General features: G+C 60.0%; 19 protein-coding genes. 13 read left to right on the top strand and 6 right to left on the bottom strand.

Features of this window, described 5'->3' with window-relative positions; translation table 11 throughout:
* Positions 1–407 precede the first annotated feature (407 nt).
* The 3 genes from FBZ99_RS10125 to FBZ99_RS10115 all read left to right on the top strand — a co-directional run bounded on the left by FBZ99_RS10125 (position 408) and on the right by FBZ99_RS10115 (position 3415).
* Positions 408–1961 (top strand): sensor histidine kinase, encoded by a 1554-nt coding sequence (locus FBZ99_RS10125; protein WP_113354018.1) that lies wholly within the window; start codon positions 408–410, stop codon positions 1959–1961.
* A complete protein-coding gene (locus FBZ99_RS10120; protein ID WP_113354019.1) occupies positions 1933–2958 on the top strand; it encodes a peptidoglycan-binding domain-containing protein in 1026 nt (341 codons plus the stop codon). The genes FBZ99_RS10125 and FBZ99_RS10120 overlap by 29 nt, the downstream gene beginning before the upstream one ends.
* Before the next feature lie 97 nt (positions 2959–3055).
* Positions 3056–3415, top strand: a complete 360-nt coding sequence (locus tag FBZ99_RS10115; RefSeq protein ID WP_069616307.1) for a DUF1491 family protein — start codon at positions 3056–3058, stop codon at positions 3413–3415.
* A 7-nt stretch (positions 3416–3422) separates the two neighbouring features.
* Here FBZ99_RS10115 and FBZ99_RS10110 read toward each other — a convergent pair whose 3' ends face one another.
* Together FBZ99_RS10110 and FBZ99_RS10105 are read right to left on the bottom strand one after the other, a co-directional pair.
* The gene (locus FBZ99_RS10110; RefSeq protein ID WP_186450299.1) at positions 3423–4430 is read right to left on the bottom strand and encodes a DUF2336 domain-containing protein; all 1008 of its coding nucleotides are present in this window, start codon (positions 4428–4430) and stop codon (positions 3423–3425) included.
* 442 nt (positions 4431–4872) lie between these two features.
* On the bottom strand, positions 4873–5079 hold the full coding sequence (locus FBZ99_RS10105; protein ID WP_113330796.1) for a hypothetical protein: 207 nt from the start codon (positions 5077–5079) through the stop codon (positions 4873–4875).
* 525 nt (positions 5080–5604) lie between these two features.
* Between FBZ99_RS10105 and FBZ99_RS33075 the strand changes: the two genes are divergently transcribed.
* Positions 5605–5772 carry a hypothetical protein gene (locus FBZ99_RS33075; protein WP_167459816.1) on the top strand — a complete coding sequence of 56 codons (168 nt, stop codon included), beginning with the start codon at positions 5605–5607 and terminating at the stop codon, positions 5770–5772.
* A 165-nt stretch (positions 5773–5937) separates the two neighbouring features.
* On the opposite strand, the gene FBZ99_RS10100 is transcribed toward FBZ99_RS33075, so the two are convergent.
* The 3 genes from FBZ99_RS10100 to FBZ99_RS10090 all read right to left on the bottom strand — a co-directional run bounded on the left by FBZ99_RS10100 (position 5938) and on the right by FBZ99_RS10090 (position 9501).
* The gene (locus tag FBZ99_RS10100) at positions 5938–6486 is read right to left on the bottom strand and encodes a DUF1254 domain-containing protein (RefSeq protein ID WP_113330797.1); all 549 of its coding nucleotides are present in this window, start codon (positions 6484–6486) and stop codon (positions 5938–5940) included.
* Positions 6479–7066, bottom strand: a complete 588-nt coding sequence (locus FBZ99_RS10095) for a DUF1214 domain-containing protein (protein WP_113330798.1) — start codon at positions 7064–7066, stop codon at positions 6479–6481. The genes FBZ99_RS10100 and FBZ99_RS10095 overlap by 8 nt, the downstream gene beginning before the upstream one ends.
* A 215-nt stretch (positions 7067–7281) precedes the next feature.
* Positions 7282–9501 (bottom strand): transglycosylase domain-containing protein, encoded by a 2220-nt coding sequence (locus FBZ99_RS10090; protein WP_145632859.1) that lies wholly within the window; start codon positions 9499–9501, stop codon positions 7282–7284.
* A gap of 166 nt (positions 9502–9667) precedes the next feature.
* Here FBZ99_RS10090 and FBZ99_RS10085 point away from each other — a divergent pair, with 166 nt between their 5' ends.
* Positions 9668–10156, top strand: coding sequence for a YcgN family cysteine cluster protein (locus FBZ99_RS10085; protein ID WP_069616308.1), 489 nt, complete (start codon positions 9668–9670; stop codon positions 10154–10156).
* Here FBZ99_RS10085 and FBZ99_RS10080 read toward each other — a convergent pair.
* A complete protein-coding gene (locus tag FBZ99_RS10080) occupies positions 10134–10463 on the bottom strand; it encodes an MmcQ/YjbR family DNA-binding protein (protein WP_145632856.1) in 330 nt (109 codons plus the stop codon). The two genes, FBZ99_RS10085 and FBZ99_RS10080, sit on opposite strands and share 23 nt — an antisense overlap.
* Positions 10464–10615: 152 nt before the next feature.
* Between FBZ99_RS10080 and FBZ99_RS10075 the strand changes: the two genes are divergently transcribed.
* The 8 genes from FBZ99_RS10075 to FBZ99_RS10040 all read left to right on the top strand — a co-directional run bounded on the left by FBZ99_RS10075 (position 10616) and on the right by FBZ99_RS10040 (position 18118).
* Positions 10616–10924 carry a Dabb family protein gene (locus tag FBZ99_RS10075; protein WP_113354023.1) on the top strand — a complete coding sequence of 103 codons (309 nt, stop codon included), beginning with the start codon at positions 10616–10618 and terminating at the stop codon, positions 10922–10924.
* Positions 10925–11489: 565 nt separating this feature from the next.
* The gene (locus FBZ99_RS10070; RefSeq protein WP_069616083.1) at positions 11490–11744 is read left to right on the top strand and encodes a hypothetical protein; all 255 of its coding nucleotides are present in this window, start codon (positions 11490–11492) and stop codon (positions 11742–11744) included.
* Between the two features lie 123 nt (positions 11745–11867).
* Complete coding sequence (locus FBZ99_RS10065) at positions 11868–12539, top strand: response regulator transcription factor (protein ID WP_069616084.1); 672 nt, start codon at positions 11868–11870, stop codon at positions 12537–12539.
* Positions 12529–13926 (top strand): ATP-binding protein, encoded by a 1398-nt coding sequence (locus FBZ99_RS10060; RefSeq protein WP_113354024.1) that lies wholly within the window; start codon positions 12529–12531, stop codon positions 13924–13926. Before FBZ99_RS10065 ends, FBZ99_RS10060 begins: the two co-directional genes overlap by 11 nt.
* A 91-nt stretch (positions 13927–14017) precedes the next feature.
* Complete coding sequence (locus FBZ99_RS10055) at positions 14018–14449, top strand: hypothetical protein (RefSeq protein ID WP_069616086.1); 432 nt, start codon at positions 14018–14020, stop codon at positions 14447–14449.
* Between the two features lie 95 nt (positions 14450–14544).
* On the top strand, positions 14545–15687 hold the full coding sequence (gene ccmI / locus FBZ99_RS10050; RefSeq protein WP_145632853.1) for a c-type cytochrome biogenesis protein CcmI: 1143 nt from the start codon (positions 14545–14547) through the stop codon (positions 15685–15687).
* Positions 15684–16133: a cytochrome c maturation protein CcmE gene (gene ccmE / locus FBZ99_RS10045; protein ID WP_095434308.1), complete on the top strand. Its 450-nt coding sequence runs from the start codon at positions 15684–15686 to the stop codon at positions 16131–16133. Before ccmI ends, ccmE begins: the two co-directional genes overlap by 4 nt.
* Positions 16130–18118 (top strand): heme lyase CcmF/NrfE family subunit, encoded by a 1989-nt coding sequence (locus FBZ99_RS10040; RefSeq protein WP_145632850.1) that lies wholly within the window; start codon positions 16130–16132, stop codon positions 18116–18118. The genes ccmE and FBZ99_RS10040 overlap by 4 nt, the downstream gene beginning before the upstream one ends.
* Positions 18119–18241 lie beyond the last annotated feature (123 nt).

Below are 18241 nucleotides of genomic sequence, written 5' to 3'. Positions count from 1 at the left end.
ACTTGCCCGTCCGATCTGGTTCGAACCCTATCTGGCAGAGGACAACAGCGCTTTTCAAAACTCGGCAGCATTTTCTGCAATTTTGATTCAAATTTTAGCTTTCCGGCTTTGACCAGCATTTGGTTCAAATTGTAGCGATTGCTGTTAAGCATGTCTCGCCCTATCCGCCTGATATGCAGGGGTTTGCGGATGCAAGCCTTGCCGCAAAAGTTAACGCGCGGCAGAAATACGAATAAAATCCGTTGCTTACCCGCTGTTAACCACAAAAAACAAAGGTCCTTCATTCTGCGTCAAAACGGGATTTTGAGCCCTTTTCAGCCGTCCTCAGCGTTCCTTCTTTATTCTTTCCTTAAGTCGGCGGGGCCTATTGTGCAGTCCGATAAGTGACCGTTTTGACGGGTTGTAGTGTGCGCGTATTGAGTGACATTTCTGTCGGGGCTGTAGCCCTCGTGGACCGGGTAGGCCGAAGCTGGCTTTCCCGGACGAGCGGGGATGGCGAAGTCCGTGGGCAGGAATTGGCGATCCTGCGCCGGCTTGCGCTTGCTTCTTCCGTCGCGCTCTTTGCCGTTCCGGCCGGTCTTTCCCTCGTTACAAGCCCGGCCGTGGCGCTGCCTGCCGGTGTGGCCACGGTATGCGCCGCCTTCCTCTTTTCGGCCGTGGGCAGCATCGCGCTGTCGCGTCAGCGGCCTGCCCTCCACCCGGCAGAGGCCGTCGTCGTCGAGCACCACGATCTGATGCTGGAGTCGGCCTTCGGCCTCGTCCTGCTGCTCGACCCCCAGGGCAATGTGACCACAGTCGGTGGTCGCGATCGTGCGGAATTTCTGAGCTGGATGCGCGACCCCGTCGGGCGTGGCTTCGTCGAGCAGATCCACGTCTCAGACAGAATCGTCTTCCTGCAGGCGATCGATGTACTGCGCCAGGGAAGGGATGCCCATAGCGCCGATTTGCGCCTGGAACGCTCGGCGGTTGTCGGCGGTGATGACCAGTTCGTCCATGTGCGCATGGAGCTGACCGCGCGCCGCGATGGCGAGGGGCGCCTGACGGCAATCGTCAGCCAGTTGCGCGATATTTCTCAGGACCAGCAGCTCCGCGAGGATGCGGCGCGCAAGGCGGCCGAGGCGGAATCGGCCAATGATGCCAAGTCGCGCTTCCTCGCTGCCGTCAGCCATGAGCTGCGTACCCCGCTTAACGCCATCCTCGGCTTTTCCGATATTCTGAGCGGCGAATATTTCGGCAAGCTGGAAAATGATCGCCAGCGCGAATATGTCGGCCTGATCCGCCAGTCGGGTGCCCATCTTCTGTCGGTCGTCAACACTATGCTCGATATGAGCAAGATCGAGGCCGGCCGCTACGAACTGCTGCTCGAATCCTTCGCGATCGAAGACACCATTGCGACATGCGAAGCAATGCTCGGGCTGCAGGCGAAGGAAAAAGGGCTGACGCTGACAAGCCGCATCCAGCGCGGCCTCGGCGAGATCGTCGCCGACCAGCGGGCGATCCAGCAGATCCTCATCAACCTCGTCGGCAATGCCATCAAATTTACAGATGCGGGCGGCGCGATCACCATCGATGCTGCTTTGGCCGATGGCATGTTGAAGCTGTCGGTCGGCGATACGGGCATCGGCATTGCCAGCGAACGGCTGGCGTCGCTTGGCCAGCCCTTCGTGCAGATCCAGAACGACTACACCCGCCGTTATGCCGGCACCGGCCTCGGTCTGTCGCTCGTCAAGGGCCTCGTCGGCCTGCATGGCGGAAACTTCTCGATTGCCAGCGCGCCGGGCGAGGGTACGGTCATCACCATCCTCATTCCATTCGACGGCTCCGGTGCCGTAACGATGCAGCAGCCTGTGGATGTTAATCGCCCTGTCGATTTTCCGCCGCGCCTGAAACATACTATGGAGATAGATGAAGGGCGAAACAAGGAACTGATGAATGGCCCCGCAAAAGCGAAAATCGCCTAAGGGAAGAGGAAGGGGCAAGCGCAAGCAGCCCGGCCTGGCCTCCCGTGGTGCGGTTGCCCTTGGCAGCCTGAGCCTGCGCGGCAGCACCGCGCTGGGCGGCCTTGGCCTTCGCGGTGCGGGCGCGCTCGCCGCTCTGATCGGCAGTGCAGTCGGCCGTCATCCAGCCATTGCCGGCGGCATGGCGCTTTTCTTCGGGGTTTTTGGCTTCGTCACCGCCAACGCGCTCTGGTATCAGACGGGCGCGCATCCATCGCCCATATTGCGCACCCGCGATCCCGCGTCTCCCTACCAGATCCCCGGCCGCAAATCCTTCCTGCACGCGCAGCAGGCCGATGCCGGCAATGTAACGACCTTTCGGATAGAAAGGCAGGATTCGGCCGCCGATCTTGCCCCGCCGTCGTCAACCGGCCAGGTCGCGGCACAATCGTCCAGCGCGCCGTCGAAACTGATTGCCGATGTACAGGCTGAACTCATCCGTCACGGCCTCTATGATGGCGCAGCCGATGGGAAGCCGGGATCGCGCACGACATCGGCCATCCTCTTCTTCCAGGAGGCGTCTGGTCTTCCGCAGACCGGTACGCCGACACCGGAGCTTCTTGCCGCCCTCAAGGCCAGCAATGCCGCTGCTGCACAGCCGGCTAGCGGCAGAGCGAATGCGACGGCTGCCGTCCCCGCCGAGCGCCCCGTCAACGTTTCCGCCACGGCGGATGCGATCGACCCGGTTGCTGCCGCCATACAGAATGCCGAAAAGAACTTGAAGACCGGCGCGGTAGCGGCCAAAGCAACGCCAAGCGATGCGGTCAACAAGGTCAATATGGTCATGCAGATCCAGAAGGGTCTGAGCAATATCGCCTATAGCAATGTCAGCATCGACGGCGTAGCCGGTGAGCAGACGAAGGCAGCGATCCGCCGCTTCCAGAAGCACTATCGCCTGCCGGAAACTGGCGAGCCGAATATGGCGGTCCTCAAGAAGCTGCAGGATATCGGCGCGCTCTGAAGCCCGCGGTACAAGCCTCTGCCGCAAACCTGGTGGCGACTACGCGCTGCAGGCGGCTTCAATTGCCTTGGCGAGCATGCATCGCTATAGCTCGGGCATGAGATTGCGCAGCGACATCTTTGTTTCCGCCCTTGTCCGCCGCTTGTTTGCGCGTGGGGATTTTGCCGCTGTCGAGCACAAGGGCGAGGAGCAGGCTGGCGCGATCTTCATCCGCCAACGCTTCCGCGATGGATCGGAAACCCTTTATGCGCCGGCACCGCAGAGCCTGTTCGATGAGGAGGAGAGCGGGACGCGGCTCTTCGAGATCCGCATCGAGCGGAAGGAACCGCAGGAAATCCGCGAAACCCTTGATCGCGAGCTGAAATTCGATCCTGATTTATGGATCGTCGAACTGGAAACGGACGACATCGCCGATATCGTCCCATTGGCCGGTTTCCGCGCCAATCCGCTGGATTGAGCCGTCTTTACCGACGGTTTGCGACACGCAATTCGCGGAGAGGACCTGATTTTGCCCCGAACAACGGCGCTGCAGGACGCTGCGCCGGCTTTTCCTGCGGCAGATAGGTGTAACTGTCGGCGCGCCGCCATGCCTCGACGCGTGCCTGGCTCTCTTCCGAGTCGATATCATCGAGCACCAGCCATGCCCGGCTGACGCTGCCATGCCGTTCGGCCAGATGCGGATAGAAGCGCTCCAGCGAGTAGACGGCATCGGCGATGCCCATGCCGAGGCTGACGAGCGTGACGGCGAGCTGTTGCCCCGAGGTGTCGAGCAGGATGCGTTCAGCAAGCCAGTAGCTGGAGGAAAGGGCATCGGCGAGCGTCGTTGCAAATTGCACCGCATCGCGCTCGCGCGCAAAGCGGACGAGCAGCGCTTCCTGCGTCTCGCTAAGGCTGCGTAGCCCAAGCCGGTCGCTATCGTCACGGGTCAGATGGTGCGCAGCCTGTTTGATCTGCTGGCGCAGGATTTCTTCGCGTGACTGCCGTTCGGTTTCCGCCGCCTCGGCCTGCGATGAAATTACATCAGCTGGCTGCTCCTGTACTGTCATGCCGCGTTCCGGCTCGGCCTGATGCAGACCGACAAGTGCGTCTATGACTTTGGGGGAAAGGGATGAGCGGCGGACGATTGCACGGGCATGGGCAGCCCCTTGTGTGCGAGCGATGGTAATGAGCGTATCGTCGTCGATCGCTTGCGAGCTCGTCAGGAAGGGAGCGGCGATGGCGATCGGCTGACAGCCGATGAACAGGGCAACGGCCTGGGGCACGGTTTCACATTGGGAGAGGGCGGCAACCGCCTGCCGCTTCGCCTCGTCCGAAGATGCCTGGAAAACCGGGGTGAAAAGCTCGGCAAATTGCCGAAGTTCCGATTTGGACGGATGGCCCATGCCTTCGAAGCTGGTGATCGTCGCCATCAGAACCACGTCCTTCTTGCGGACAGTCGCAGGCTCTTCAAGGTCTCTAAACCGATCACGCACGCCAACACCCATACTGATACGCCGAACAAAAAAGCAGGGAGCCCGAAGGTCGACCATGGCTTCCGCTTTGCTTCACTCCAGTCGAACGGGACGACTCTTTCGATGAAGAGAGCGACCTCGATGATGACTGTCGAAACGGGTATGGACACGGTCGTCCTTATCTGGCTTTCGCCAAAGACTAAGGCCGGCAGGGTTAATGGTTCGTGAAAACTTTATTAAAATCCGAATAAAAATTGCGCGTTAAGCTTGCGCGAGGAGTGCAGCCGCATTTTGTCCGCATGGACGGCAGTTTGGGGCGAAAGCGGACCTGTGGAAAACCTTTCTGGGCATAGGTGCTTATAGGCAAATTCAACCTATGAGTGCTTCTGTTGTGGAGATAGTCAAAAGCGATGTCACCCGCTGCAAAAGCGGAGATCCGGCTTCTTGATGCAGGTGGGATTCTTCAGATGCCCTTATGCTCGCGCAAGGCTGCGAGCAGCTTTTCCGAGGTGTTGTAGCCGGATTGAAAAAGGCCGATTGCCGCCGTGGCCGCGAACTGGGCTTCCGTGCTTCTAATATCGATCCGCTTTTCCAGGCACCACCCATCCAGCGCATCGCGCAGGACGGTGACGTCCTCCGGTGAAAAGACGGAACTGCCCGCCGCAAACATTGATTGCCCTCGAATTACGACCTTACATTACGTTAATTTTTCGTGAGCGCAAATAATATTTGTGTGACGCTTTTCTGCAACGAGGTATTCGCGCTTTCCATGTGCCCGCCGGGTCATCTGTTGAGTTAAGAGCATGATATTGCTCGTTTTCATGGCAAAAGCGCGTTCCGCAATTTTTCAACGGCCGATGAAACCAAAGCCGCCGTCACGGCGTTAATAGAGCATGACGAGTGATGCCGAGAATGACGAACGACGAGAATTAGCATTCTGTTAACTGCGATATGTCTGAATTCCGATTGAAAGCAGCCATTGGCAGAATGTGATCGAGTGTAAAGACAGCATGGAAGCCGAAAAATCGGTACTCATGCCACGGTGTAAGGGAAATGCCGTGAGAAGGCGCGGATGCCTCCATTGAAGCCCAAAAACAAAGGCTGGAATGGAGGGGAGCGCTAGCCCGCTTCAGTGGCGGGCAGGGTGAAATCAAGTCGCAGGTTCATCCGTCTCGAGACGTTAATGGAGACGAGAATGGCAAAGATCATATCTCTTTCGGATTGGCGATTGCGCCTGCCGCCGCGCGCCCAGAAGGAACCGGTGGAGGCAAAGATACTATTATTTACCGGCGTACGTTACGAGCATCTTGATACGCCAACGCATCGCCCCGGGGCAGGCCCGAAGCGGGCAAAGGGAAAGTAAGCGCTTCAACATATGCAAGCGCGTGGCGAGTTCTCGCGCCTGCCAGTTGTCGTCGCAATCCGGCCGAATAGCGCTTGCTGGCGCCACTCGCCACGAGCCGCCAGCTTCCCGCAGTACAATTCTGGAGCCGGGGTTTTCAGCCAAAGATTTTAGCTCCAAAAGATCTCAGCCATTGTCGAATTCGTCACAGCCGGCCTCGGAGAGAAATTCTTGCGCCGCATCGTCGAAACTTGCTTGCGGCGCCATGGTGCGCAGCACCGCATAGCCTTGAGCCCGCGGCACTTCCACCAGGATCGATTGGGCAAGCGCGGGTGGCAGTGCCTTGCGTATGCCAGTTAGCTGGACAGGCGATGCAAGCAGCAAATCTAGCGTTCCGCCGACCGACGTGCGGTCGCTCATGCTGAACACTTCATTGGATGCCGCGTCATAGATGGCAAGCGACCAGAACGGCACCTTGCCCTTCGCGGTCAGATGAACGGGCGTATCCTCGATGTCGAAGGCGCAGACGGCCGTGCGGATGTAGGGATCGGTATTGGAAAGCCCCGCATCGTCATCTTTGTTGTCGAGCATGTAGAAATGATTTTCGTCACCCTCGTCCGATACACGCGTATAGGCGTCCCGATCGGAGAAATGCGGCAGCGACAGAATGATGATGATATGCAGCAGCACCGCGCCGAATAGGCCGGTGAGGATCGCGAAGACGAATCTAAACATTGCCGCATCCGATCTTCTCGAGTTTCGGCATGCCGAGATCGATCAGGCCGGAATTGCTGGCCGCCGGCGAATCCAGGAGCGTCCATACCAGGCGGAAATTGCCAGATGGCGGCAGGGCGAGCCAGTTGCCCGCCTGGGGACTGGATGAAACCGTGATGTTGAAGGTCGAATCCGGCTTGCGCAGCACCACCCAGGAATTGATGGTGGAAGGGCGACCGGCAGCATCTTCGATCGGCCGGCCGTCATTGCCGGCGATAAAGAGGGTCCAAAGCCTTGCCGGTGGCGTCTGGCCGCTGATGCGGTAGGTGCAATTTGCGGTCAGCCGCGCTTTGCTGTCATCGTCGGAGGCGGTAAACACCAGCCCCTCGGCTGTGCCGTACAGCAAACGCCCCGCGCGTGCTCGATGCGATTTCGCATAAGGGTCCGCATCCGCCGTCTGCGTTTCGGGGAACGCCTGCCAGGCGCCAAGCTTGATCGCGCCGAAGCCGGAGGTGGCATCCAACGCCAGAAGCGTGAACACGATACCGCCGCCAAAGGCGATGACAAGCGAAAGCGCAACAAGAAGGGGAACTCGGAACACCCTAGGATCGTCCTCGTGACAAATCAGTGTCGATTTATTCCTGATTCTGGCGGTAGGGGGAAGGGCAAGCCACTATTTACGGCTGTCTTGGGAACAATAGGCAAGATCGGGAACGGCAGTGGGCATCCAAAACGCCGGCTTCCATCCTTCAATTCGACGGCAGGTTTGCCGCCGTCACCTGCCTCGCGTTGCAGTACAGTTTCCGGGAGGGTTGGTCACTCAGGCGCAGTCATGCTGCGATGCTCCGCCGTCGCCACCTTCTGCGCGCCGAGCGGTGTCGCCGCCTTCAGCCTTTCGCCGATATCGCGCAGGATATTCGTGGAGTCTACCGAAAGCGAGCGCGGGCGCACCAGCGGCGGCAGGGCGCTACTGGCGGGGTCGGCGGGCTTCTTGGCCGCAACTGTTTGCGGCTTCTGCACGGGGAAGGGGTTGGTGATGCCCGGGATCGGCTTCAGCACGATGCCCTGATTGGCGTAATCCATGATCTTCTTGAAGGTCATGGCCGGCAGCGTGCCGCCCGTCATATTGTTCGTAGAGGTATAGTCGTCATTCCCGAACCAGACGGCGCAGGTGTAGTTGCCGGTAAAGCCGATGAACCAGGCGTCACGATAGGCCTGCGTGGTGCCGGTCTTGCCGCCGACCACGATGCCGTTGTCGAGGGCTGCTTTGCGGCCGGTGCCGATCACGGGAACCTGCGTCAGCATCTGGTTCATGTATGACGTGGCTTTTTCGCTCAAAACCCGCTTGGCTGGCGCCTCGTCCCGGCCGAAATCGTAGAGCACCTTGCCGTCATAGCCGGTGATCTGCTCGATGCCGTGGCGGCGCGACTGCATGCCGTTGGCCGGAAACACCGCATAGGCTGTCGCCTGATCGAGGACGGTTACTTCCGATGTGCCGATCGGAATGGTCTTGTCGTTGCGGATCGGCGTTTCCACGCCCATGGCCTTGGCCATGTTACGGATCGGCTGAATGCCGAATTTCTCCTTGGCGAGCCGCACGGGGATAGTGTTGATCGATTGCGTCAGCGCCTGGGTGAGCGTCACCTTGCCTTCGTAGCGGTTTTCGTAATTATGCGGGCTCCAGTTGCCCCAGCTGATCGGCGCATCGACGATGGTGGAGGTCGGCGTCATGCCGTTTTCCATCGCGACCGAATAGGTATAGATCTTGAAGGACGAACCGGGCTGGCGCAGCGCCTTGGTCGCGCGGTTGAACTGGCTTTCGCCATAGTCGCTGCCGCCGACCATGGCGCGCACAGCGCCGCCATTTTCGATGACGACGGAGGCGCCCTGTTTGGCCTTATAGCGCTCGCCGAACTCCATCAGGCTGGATTGAACCGAATCCTCCGCCGCCTTCTGCAGCCCCATATCGATGGTGGTGCGCACGATCAGCGAGCGCTCGGGGAACCGCGTAGCAAGCCTCTGCACTTCATCGAAGGCCCAATCGAGGAAATAATCCGGGGATTCGATCTGAGCTCGGTCGACCACCGAAGCCGGGTTGCGTCGCGCGGCGATCACTTGTCCCTCGGTCATCAGCCCGCTTTGCACGAGATTGGACAGCACGTCGTTGGCGCGGGCGCGCGCCGCCGGCAGGTTGACGTGCGGCGCATATTTTGCCGGCGCCTTGAAGAGGCCGGCGAGCATCGCGGCTTCCGCCAGATTGACGTCAGTGATGCTCTTGCCGAAATAGAATTGCGCCGCCGCCGCTGCGCCGAAGGTGCCGCCGCCCATATAGGTGCGGTCGAGATAGAGGCTCAGGATCTCCTTCTTGGAGAGATTGGCCTCGAGCCAGATCGCCAGGAAGGCTTCCTTGACCTTGCGTTCGATGGAGCGCTCATTGCTGAGGAAGATGTTCTTGGCAAGCTGCTGCGTCAGCGTCGAGCCGCCCTGAACGACGCCGCCGGCCTGCGCATTGACGGTGACCGCGCGGAACAGGCCGATGACGTCGATGCCGAAATGGTCGAAGAAGCGCCGGTCCTCGGTCGCCAGCACCGCCTTGATGAAATAGTCCGGCAGCTGGTCTACCGGCACGGAATTCTCGTGAATGATGCCGCGATGGCCGATGACGTTGCCGTAGCGATCGAGGAAGGTGACGGCGAAATTGCCGCGGTTGCGCCAGTCGCCCTGCGTCGCCTCGAAGGCCGGCATGGCGAGCATCAGCATGACGACGGAGCCGGCCGTCCCCAGCGTCAGGCCTTCACCGAGCAGTTCGAAAAAGACGCGTTTCCAGCCGCGAACGCGGAAGCGGCGGAAGAAGATGGTGATCTCCTCCCATGCCTCGGCGAGACCGAAGCCGGCATTCCACAAAGTGGAGTCGATCCATGAATCAAGGCGCAAAAAGAAATAGCGCTTGCGACGCCGCGGCTTCTCGGCCCCGTTATCCTTAGGCGTCTCGGGCTCCATCTTCGGCCCGTTTTCTGGATTGGATGGGTCTTCCACGCTCTACTTCCCGACCACATTACTGCCGCGTGTCTCCTTGTGGCACACGCAAAGCCCATTATCTCATAGAACGGCTAATTGAATAATTGGTTGATTTAGAGAAAAGAACAAGAGACATGCATGCCGCAGCCCGAATTCCCTTTGCCGGGTGGCGAGGACGACGATGATGACAGACGAGATACCCTTCTGGAAAAGCAAGACCCTGGCGGAAATGAGCCCGTCGGAATGGGAAAGCCTTTGCGACGGCTGTGGCCTCTGTTGTCTCAACAAGCTCGAGGAGTGGGATAGCGGCGACGTCTATTTCACCTCGATCCGCTGCAAGCTGATGGACGGCGAAAGCTGTCGTTGCACCAGCTACCCGAACCGCTGGGATTTCGTGCCCGACTGCGTACAACTGACGCCGGAGAAGGTTCCGGAGCTGGAATGGCTGCCGCCCACCTGCGCCTATCGCCTCGTCAATGAGGGCCGCGATCTCTATTGGTGGCATCCGCTGATCTCGGGTGATCCGGAAACGGTGCATATCGCCGGTGTTTCCGCCCAAGGGCGCACCGTCAGCGAGAACGATGTCGATCTTGACGATTTCGAGGATTATGTCGTCGATTGGCCGCTGACCGTCGAGGATGACATGATGCCTAATCCTCCGGCAAAGCCATAGATTTCGGCGCTACATTTCGCCAAGCCTGGCGCAAGAGCCTTTTGATCTCCTCGTTTCCGGCATCGCGATGGAAAAGTCGCGTCCATCCTTTCAGGCCCCAGCTGCCGGGCACAGCGGCGACATGCCTTGGCATGATGGCCGAAGCCATCTGCTGCTGATCGGGCGTCAGCTTGACGACGCAGAAATCCGATCCGCGAAGTGTCATGAAGATTTTGCCCCGCACGCGAAAGTCACGGGTGCCGAAATGCGAGCCCTCTGCCGTTTCAGGCAAGCTGAGGGCGAGGGATGCAAGCTCCTCGTCGGTCATGGCCGCGACAGTATCATCTCCTTCCATGCAGTAAATGGAGGCTTGAAAAGGGTGCGATCAATCGGTTCTACGACGAGATGGTGAGTTTATTGAATTGAGCCTGTCCACATGGTATCGCGCGGTGCCCTCGCATATGCACAAGGAGCCGCCGCGTGATCCGTCATATCGTCTTCTTTACCGTTCCCGATCGCGCCAAGCTTGAGGAGGTCCGTTCCGGCCTCTCGATCCTCACGGCCATTCCGCATGCGCGGCTTTTGGAGATCGGCATGAACGTCAAGACCGATCAGCTCGGAACCGAAGTCGATCTTGTGGTCTACGGCGAATTCGACGACGAGGCGGCATTGGCGGCTTACAAGGCCCATCCGAATTACCAGCGCTCCATCGAGCGCGTTCGGCCGCTGCGCGAAATGCGCATTGCCGCAGATTACGAGACGGCGACGGCCGTCCGTGAACCTTTCTGAATGTCGGGTGCGGTGTAGAACTATTTCCCGCCAGTCCTTTCAATGGATTGAGCATGCAAGCGGAATCGGATTGTCCGCGACCGGATTCTCGGCTTGAGGTTCTTGAATCAACTTTTGAAGCTCCGGACTCAATTTAAGAGGAAATCGCGGCAAGCGATTCAAAGGACTCAAGGAAATCATCACGCCTTATGCCGATAAGGCGTCTCCAGGCGAGTTGCATTGGCCACGGGAGGACGCGGTTCATCTCGCCGACATGAACCGATGATAAGCAAGAATGATTAAAAATGGCTGAGCCGGCGGTTACGCGCATAGTACGCGCGAAGCCAGGCATGCATCGATCGACGCATATCGCCGATAGATTGTATCGATGCCGCGCTCTGGAGCGGCAGACGGTTGCTGTCATCACGCTGCAGTGAATCCACATTCAACAATTTCAAATGCTTAGAAAATCCTTTGGGCGACCCCTGCGCCCGGCTGGCCGAAAATTACAGCCCATTCATTTGCCATTCAGACGTGTTTGGGTAAATAATCGGCCAAGTTCATATCCCTGCGGGAAGTCCGAAGCATGGCCTCATTTTCAAGCATAGCAGCAGCGGCGCTCGTCCTGGCCGGCTCGTCTGTTCTGCCGGCGCCAGCGCCGACGTCGACCCTGGTCGCGCGCGCCAACAGTGATTGCAGTGCGGCAGCCGAGGAAGTCGTCGCCAAGACCGGTGGCCAGCTTCTTTCAGCACAGCCGTCCGGCGACAGCTGCATCATCACCGTTCTCGTTCAGGGCAACGGGCAGCGCCCGCGCAAGGTGACGATGAAGGTGCCGATGTGATGCCAGCGCATGTGGGCACCAACCTAAAGCCTTGAATCTCACATAAAATCTTATTGTTTCCGTGATTCCACTGCAGCGTGATTTACAGTACTGTTTCTCGAACCGGGGAAATTGGATTCAAAGATGCGCATTCTCATAGTCGAAGACGATATCAACTTGAACCGCCAGCTTGCCGAGGCCTTGAAGGAGGCGGGCTATGTGGTCGATACGGCCTTTGATGGCGAAGAGGGGCATTTTCTCGGAGACACCGAACCTTATGACGCGATCATCCTCGATATCGGCTTGCCTGAAATGGATGGCATCACCGTGCTTGAAAAATGGCGCGGCGCCGGGCGCACCGTGCCGGTGCTGATTCTGACCGCCCGCGACCGCTGGAGCGACAAGGTGGCAGGCATAGACGCCGGCGCGGACGACTATGTTGCTAAGCCCTTCCATGTCGAGGAAGTGCTTGCGCGCATCCGCGCTCTTATCCGCCGCGCCGCGGGTCACGCCTCTTCGGAAATCGTTTGCGGCCCGGTGCGGCTCGACACCAAGAGCTCGAAAGCGACCGTGGACGGCAAGCCGCTCAAGCTTACGTCTCATGAATATCGGCTGCTTGCCTATCTCATGCATCACAAGGGCGAGGTCGTCTCACGCACCGAACTGGTCGAGCATATGTACGATCAGGATTTCGACCGTGATTCCAATACGATTGAAGTTTTTGTCGGACGCCTTCGCAAGAAGATGGGCGTCGATTTGATCGAAACGGTCCGTGGCCTTGGTTACCGCATCCAAGCTCCAACCAATGCGAATTAAGTCGCTCACCGCTCGCGTCCTGCTGCTGACCACGCTTTGGTCGGCGGTGGCGCTGGTGGTGATCGGGCTTGTCATCTCCGATATCTACCGCAAGAACGCCGAGCGCGGCTTTCAGGATCTGTTGCGGGCGCAGCTCTCTAGTGTCATCAACTCTGTAACGATCGGCGACCAGGGCGCGCTAGTGGGTGACCCGAGACTCGGTGACCTGCGCTTCGCCCAGCCGAAGACCGGCTGGTACTGGATGGTCGAGCCGCTCGGTACCTATACCGCGACGCCGCTGGTCTCGCCGTCGCTCGGCGCTTCAAGCCTACCGGTGCTATCGGTGCTGGAAGCGCCCTTCGACAAGCAATACCAGCGCTCTTACATTGTCACCGACGCCTTCGGAAACCGCGTGCAGGTGGCCGAAACCGAGGTCGTACTCGACACGGATGGCCGTGCTGCACGCTTCCGTGTCACCGGTAATATTGCCGTCGTGGAGGACGATGTCCGTAATTTCTCCCATAGCCTTTATTTCTCGCTCGTCGGCTTCGGCGTCGGAAGCTTGATCGTCAATGCGCTTGCCATTCTCTACGGTCTGAAGCCGCTCGATAAGGCGCGAGCCGCGCTGGAACGCATCCGCGCCGGTGAAAGCGAACGCCTGCAAGGCGATTTTCCGCGTGAGATCCTGCCGCTTGCCAATGAGATCAATGCGCTGATCGACAGCAACCGGCGTATCGTCGAGCGCGCCCGCATGCAGGTGGGTAATCTCGCGCACTCACTGAAAACGCCGATTGCGGTTCTTCTGAATGAATCCCGTGTCCTTGAGCGATCGCATGGCGATCTGGTGAAGAACCAGGCCGAGGTCATGCAGGGGCAAGTGCAATCCTATCTCAATCGTGCCCGCATCGCCGCCCAGCGCGAATCCGTGCTGGCGCGCACCGAAGCCGAGCCGGCGCTGGAGCGGCTGGTCCGCGTCATGCGGCGGCTGAACGCCGACAAGGAGTTCGAACTCTCCGTCTCGCCCAATCTGGCGCTCGCCATGGAGCAGCAGGATCTCGAGGAGACGGTCGGTAATCTCCTCGAAAATGCCGCTCGCTTTGCCGAACACAAGGTGCGTCTGGTTGCAAACGAAGCGCCCGCTGAAGTCAAGGGTATCGATCCGGCGCGGCGCCATTGGGTGGAACTGGTGGTTGAAGACGACGGCCCAGGGCTGGAGCCGGATCAGATCCGCGAAGCCATGAAACGCGGGCGCAGACTGGACGAGAGCAAGCCCGGCACCGGTCTCGGCCTGTCGATCGTCAGCGAGATCACGAATGAATATCAAGGCCGTTTCGAGCTCTCCCGGGGCAGCTGGGGCGGGCTTCGCGCGAGCCTAATTTTGCCGGGCCTGACGAAGGATGTTGCGTGAGGAACGGCATGATGCCAAAAAGGCGTTGTGGGTCATGATGATGCCGCAGCGCAGTACCTATGGTTTTGCTTTTTGATACTGGTTCGGTTGTATGAAGCTTCGTACCTTTTTTCTGGTCATTCCCTCTCTTTTTGCCGCGCTTGCGCTTTCTGGTTGCTCGACGACAAGCGGCCTGGGGGGCAGCAAGAGCCTGTTTTCGTCCGCGAAGCCTCCGGCCTCAGCGACCTTCATCAATGCTCTTGATGGTGGTATCGTCGAGCGCACCGGCATCAAGCTGAGCGACAACGACAAACAGCGTGCGCTGGAAGCGGAATATCGTGCCCTCGAAACCTCGCCTCTCGGCCAACCTGTGGCATGGAAGGGCAGGAATGCAAGCGGCGAGGTTGTTCCCGCTGCGCCTTACCAGGTGGGCTCGCAGAATTGCCGGCAATATACGCACACCGTCACGGTCGACGGCAAGCCGACGACAGCAAGGGGCGCGGCCTGCCGCAATGACGACGGCACCTGGACGCCGCTTGAATAGGCGGCTGTACTGAAAGGCGCGGCCAAACGCCTCAAATCTTCGTCAGATAGCCTTTCCCGGTTGGAATAAGCGCCCCGTTAAAGTATTGGGCGTCTATGCTGTTCTGGATTCTCGTGGCCGTTCTTACGGCGGTTGTCGGCGCTGTGCTCCTCTATCCCCTTCTGCGTGGTGGGAAGGAGGCGGAGGACCGTCGTTCCGGAGAGGCCGAGGTCTATCGCGATCAGCTCAGCGAACTGGACCGGGACCTTGCCAGCGGCCTCATCTCCGCGCAGGAGGCCGACTATGCCCGCGCCGAAATCGGACGGCGTCTCATCGCTGCCGCCAAGGACGAAAAGACGGTAGTGAAATCGCCTGCACATGGCAGTTACCGTCTTGCCCAGGCCTTCATCATCATCCTTCTTCCGGCCGTTGGTCTCTGTCTCTATCTCGTCAATGGCGATCCCGGCCTGCCGTCGCAGCCGCTGGAAGCGCGGCTGGAGAAGCCGGGAAGCGATCTCGCCATCTCGATCGTCAAGATCGAGCAGCATCTGGCCAAGAATCCGGATGATGCCAAGGGCTGGGAGGTCCTGGCACCGATCTATTTCAAGACCAACCGTATCGGCGACGCCGAGCTTGCCTATCGCAATGTCATCCGCCTGCTGGGACCGAACGCAGCTCGGCTTGGCGATCTGGGCGAGGTGCTGGTCGTGAAGGCCAATGGCATTGTGACTGCGGAGGCGCGCGAGGTGCTACAGCAATCGCTGGCGCTCGATGCCACCAATCCGCGCACGCTTTTCTATCTGGCGCTGGCACTGGAGCAGGAGGGCAAGGCGGCCGATGCGAAAACGGCCTTTGAGGCCCTGGCAAAACAATCGCCGCCCGACGCACCCTGGCTTGCCGCGGTCAATGAGCATATCATCAAGAATGGCGGCCAGGCGATGGCATCCGCCAATGACAATGCACCCGGCAATCCGACCGCGGAGGATGTCGCTACGGCCAATGCGCTGAGCAGCGGCGACCGCCAGCAGATGATCCGCGGCATGGTCAACAGCCTCGATGCCAAGCTCAAGCAAGATCCGAAGAATTTCGAGGGCTGGATGCGGTTGATCCGCTCCTACGCCGTGCTGAATGATCGGGAGCGCGCGGCGGATGCATTGAAGCGCGGTCTTGCGGCCTTTCCGGCCGATGGAGGAGAGGGCCAGCAGCTTCTGGCGCTGGCGAAGGAATTGGGACTGCCGACGGAGGTGACGCAGCAATGACCCGCAAGCAGAAACGTCTGGCCGTGATCGCCGGCGGCATGGGTTTCATCGCCGCCGCCGTGTTGCTCGTGCTGTTCGCCTTCAGCCAGTCGGTCGCCTATTTCTATATGCCGGCGGATCTCGCCAAGACACCGGTCAATGCCGGGACGCTGATCCGCCTCGGCGGCCTCGTCGGTGAAGGCTCGATCGTGCGCGGTCAGGGAACGCAGGTTCAATTCTCGGTCACCGACGGCACCGATACGATCAAGGTCAAGTATGATGGCATCCTGCCGGACCTGTTCCGCGAAGGGCAGGGCGTCGTCACCGAAGGCAAGTTCGAGCCGGGCAGTGACGTTTTCGTTGCCGACAGCGTGCTCGCCAAGCATGATGAGCGTTACATGCCGAAGCAGGTCGCCGACAAGCTGAAGGCTGATGGCGTCTGGAAAGGCGAGGAGGCCAGCCAATGATCATCGAGCTCGGACACTATGCCCTGGTGCTGGCGCTCGCGACCGCGCTGATCGTCTCCATCCTGCCTGTCGTCGGTGCCCGGCGCGGGGACGTGTCGATGATGGATATCGCCCCGGTCGGCTCCATCGTCATGTTCCTGCTCGTCGCCTTCTCCTTCGGCGTGCTGACCTACGCCTATGTCGCCTCCGATTTCTCCGTCCTCAATGTCTGGGCCAATTCCCATTCGCTGATGCCGCTGATCTTCAAGATCTCCGGCGTCTGGGGCAATCACGAGGGATCGATGATGCTCTGGCTCTTGATCCTGGCCCTGTTCAGCGCGTTTGTCGCGCTCTTCGGGCGCAATCTGCCGGATGTACTGCGCGCCAATGTACTGGCTGTACAGTCGTGGATCTCCTCGGCCTTCCTTGTCTTCATTCTGCTCGCCTCCAATCCCTTCATTCGGCTCAACCCGGCGCCGGCCGAGGGCAAGGATCTCAATCCCGTCCTCCAGGATATCGGTTTGGCGATCCATCCGCCCTTGCTCTATCTCGGCTATGTCGGCTTCTCCGTCTGCTTCTCCTTTGCCGTCGCCGCGCTTCTGGAAGGTCGCATCGATGCTGCCTGGGCGCGTTGGGTCCGCCCCTGGACGCTCGCCGCCTGGAGCTTCCTGACGCTCGGCATCGCCATGGGCTCCTACTGGGCCTATTACGAGCTCGGCTGGGGCGGCTGGTGGTTCTGGGATCCGGTGGAAAATGCCTCCTTCATGCCCTGGCTTGCCGGCACGGCCCTGCTGCATTCGGCACTGGTCATGGAAAAGCGCGACGCCCTGAAGATCTGGACGGTGCTGCTGGCGATCCTGACGTTTTCGCTGTCACTGCTCGGCACCTTCCTCGTGCGTTCCGGCGTGCTGACCTCTGTCCATTCCTTCGCCAGCGATCCGACGCGCGGTATCTTCATTCTCTGCATTCTCCTGATCTTCATCGGCGGGGCTTTATCGCTTTTCGCGCTGCGTGCGCCGAAGCTTGCTTCCGGTGGATTGTTCGCGCCGATCTCGCGCGAGGGCGCGCTTGTGCTGAACAACCTGATCCTCACGGTCGCCTGCGGCACGGTATTGACCGGCACGCTCTATCCGCTGGCGCTCGAAACGCTGACAGGCGACAAGATTTCCGTTGGGCCGCCCTTCTTCAACATGACGTTCGGATTGCTGATGACGCCGATCCTCATCGCCGTGCCGTTCGGGCCGCTGCTCGCCTGGAAGCGCGGCGATCTGCTCGGCGCGCTGCAGAGGCTCTATGTCGTGGCGGGCCTAGCCTTCCTGGCCGGCCTCGCCCTGTTTTACATCGAGCATGGCGGCCCCGTATTGGCCGCTCTCGGCCTTGCCGCCGGCTTCTTCCTGGCCTTCGGCGCCTTGGCCGATCTCTGGTATCGCGCCGGCGTCGGCAAGGTGGCGGCTGGTGTCGCCTGGCGCCGCCTGAGCGGGCTGCCGCGCTCTGCCTTCGGCACCGCGCTTGCCCATGCCGGCCTCGGTATCACCGTACTCGGCATCGTCGCTGTGACGACTTTCGAGGGAGAACACATCACTAGCATGAAGCCGGGCGAGATCGCCGAGCTTGGCGGCTACAGCTTGCGTTTCGATGGAGTGCAGCCGGGCGTAGGCCCCAATTTTACCGAGGATCGTGCCCATTTCACCGTCAGTCGTGGCGGGGTTGCCTTTGCCCAGATGTCGTCCGCCAAACGCGTCTTTACCGCAAGCCGCACGGCGACCACCGAATCGGGCATTCTCACGCTCGGCCTCAACCAGCTCTACGTGTCGGTCGGCGATGCCAGCAAGGATGGCGGCATTGTCGTGCGCATCTGGTGGAAGCCGTTCATTCTTTGCATCTGGCTTGGCGCGCTCATCATGGCAGTCGGCGGCTTTGTATCGCTCAGCGACCGCCGCCTGCGCGTCGGTGCACCGAGCCGCAAGGCGAAACCAGTTCGCCCGGCCATGGAGCCGGCAGAATGATAGGTTTGACCAATACCCCCTCATCCGCCCCTACGGGGCACCTTTGTAACTTCCCTTTCTCCGCTATTGGCGCTGTAGTGCCTGTTGCGGTGGTGGATGGAAGACCGATGCACCTTTGGGACA

It is taken from the genome of Rhizobium sp. ERR 1071 (genome assembly GCF_007828675.1).
GTDB lineage: Bacteria > Pseudomonadota > Alphaproteobacteria > Rhizobiales > Rhizobiaceae > Rhizobium > Rhizobium dioscoreae.
Note: the sequence above shows the minus strand (reverse complement) of the source record. Positions and strands in the feature narration are given on the sequence as shown.

What these genes read in the sequence shown, in the direction of transcription:
- FBZ99_RS10120 (WP_113354019.1), top strand. Translation starts at nt 1,933, where the DNA reads ATGGCCCCGCAAAAGCGAAAATCGCCTAAGGGAAGAGGAAGGGGCAAG.
- FBZ99_RS10115 (WP_069616307.1), top strand. Translation starts at nt 3,056, where the DNA reads ATGAGATTGCGCAGCGACATCTTTGTTTCCGCCCTTGTCCGCCGCTTG.
- FBZ99_RS10105 (WP_113330796.1), bottom strand. Translation starts at nt 5,079, where the DNA reads ATGTTTGCGGCGGGCAGTTCCGTCTTTTCACCGGAGGACGTCACCGTC.
- FBZ99_RS33075 (WP_167459816.1), top strand. Translation starts at nt 5,605, where the DNA reads ATGGCAAAGATCATATCTCTTTCGGATTGGCGATTGCGCCTGCCGCCG.
- FBZ99_RS10100 (WP_113330797.1), bottom strand. Translation starts at nt 6,486, where the DNA reads ATGTTTAGATTCGTCTTCGCGATCCTCACCGGCCTATTCGGCGCGGTG.
- FBZ99_RS10085 (WP_069616308.1), top strand. Translation starts at nt 9,668, where the DNA reads ATGACAGACGAGATACCCTTCTGGAAAAGCAAGACCCTGGCGGAAATG.
- FBZ99_RS10080 (WP_145632856.1), bottom strand. Translation starts at nt 10,463, where the DNA reads ATGACCGACGAGGAGCTTGCATCCCTCGCCCTCAGCTTGCCTGAAACG.
- FBZ99_RS10070 (WP_069616083.1), top strand. Translation starts at nt 11,490, where the DNA reads ATGGCCTCATTTTCAAGCATAGCAGCAGCGGCGCTCGTCCTGGCCGGC.
- FBZ99_RS10065 (WP_069616084.1), top strand. Translation starts at nt 11,868, where the DNA reads ATGCGCATTCTCATAGTCGAAGACGATATCAACTTGAACCGCCAGCTT.
- FBZ99_RS10060 (WP_113354024.1), top strand. Translation starts at nt 12,529, where the DNA reads ATGCGAATTAAGTCGCTCACCGCTCGCGTCCTGCTGCTGACCACGCTT.
- FBZ99_RS10055 (WP_069616086.1), top strand. Translation starts at nt 14,018, where the DNA reads ATGAAGCTTCGTACCTTTTTTCTGGTCATTCCCTCTCTTTTTGCCGCG.
- ccmI (WP_145632853.1), top strand. Translation starts at nt 14,545, where the DNA reads ATGCTGTTCTGGATTCTCGTGGCCGTTCTTACGGCGGTTGTCGGCGCT.
- ccmE (WP_095434308.1), top strand. Translation starts at nt 15,684, where the DNA reads ATGACCCGCAAGCAGAAACGTCTGGCCGTGATCGCCGGCGGCATGGGT.
- FBZ99_RS10040 (WP_145632850.1), top strand. Translation starts at nt 16,130, where the DNA reads ATGATCATCGAGCTCGGACACTATGCCCTGGTGCTGGCGCTCGCGACC.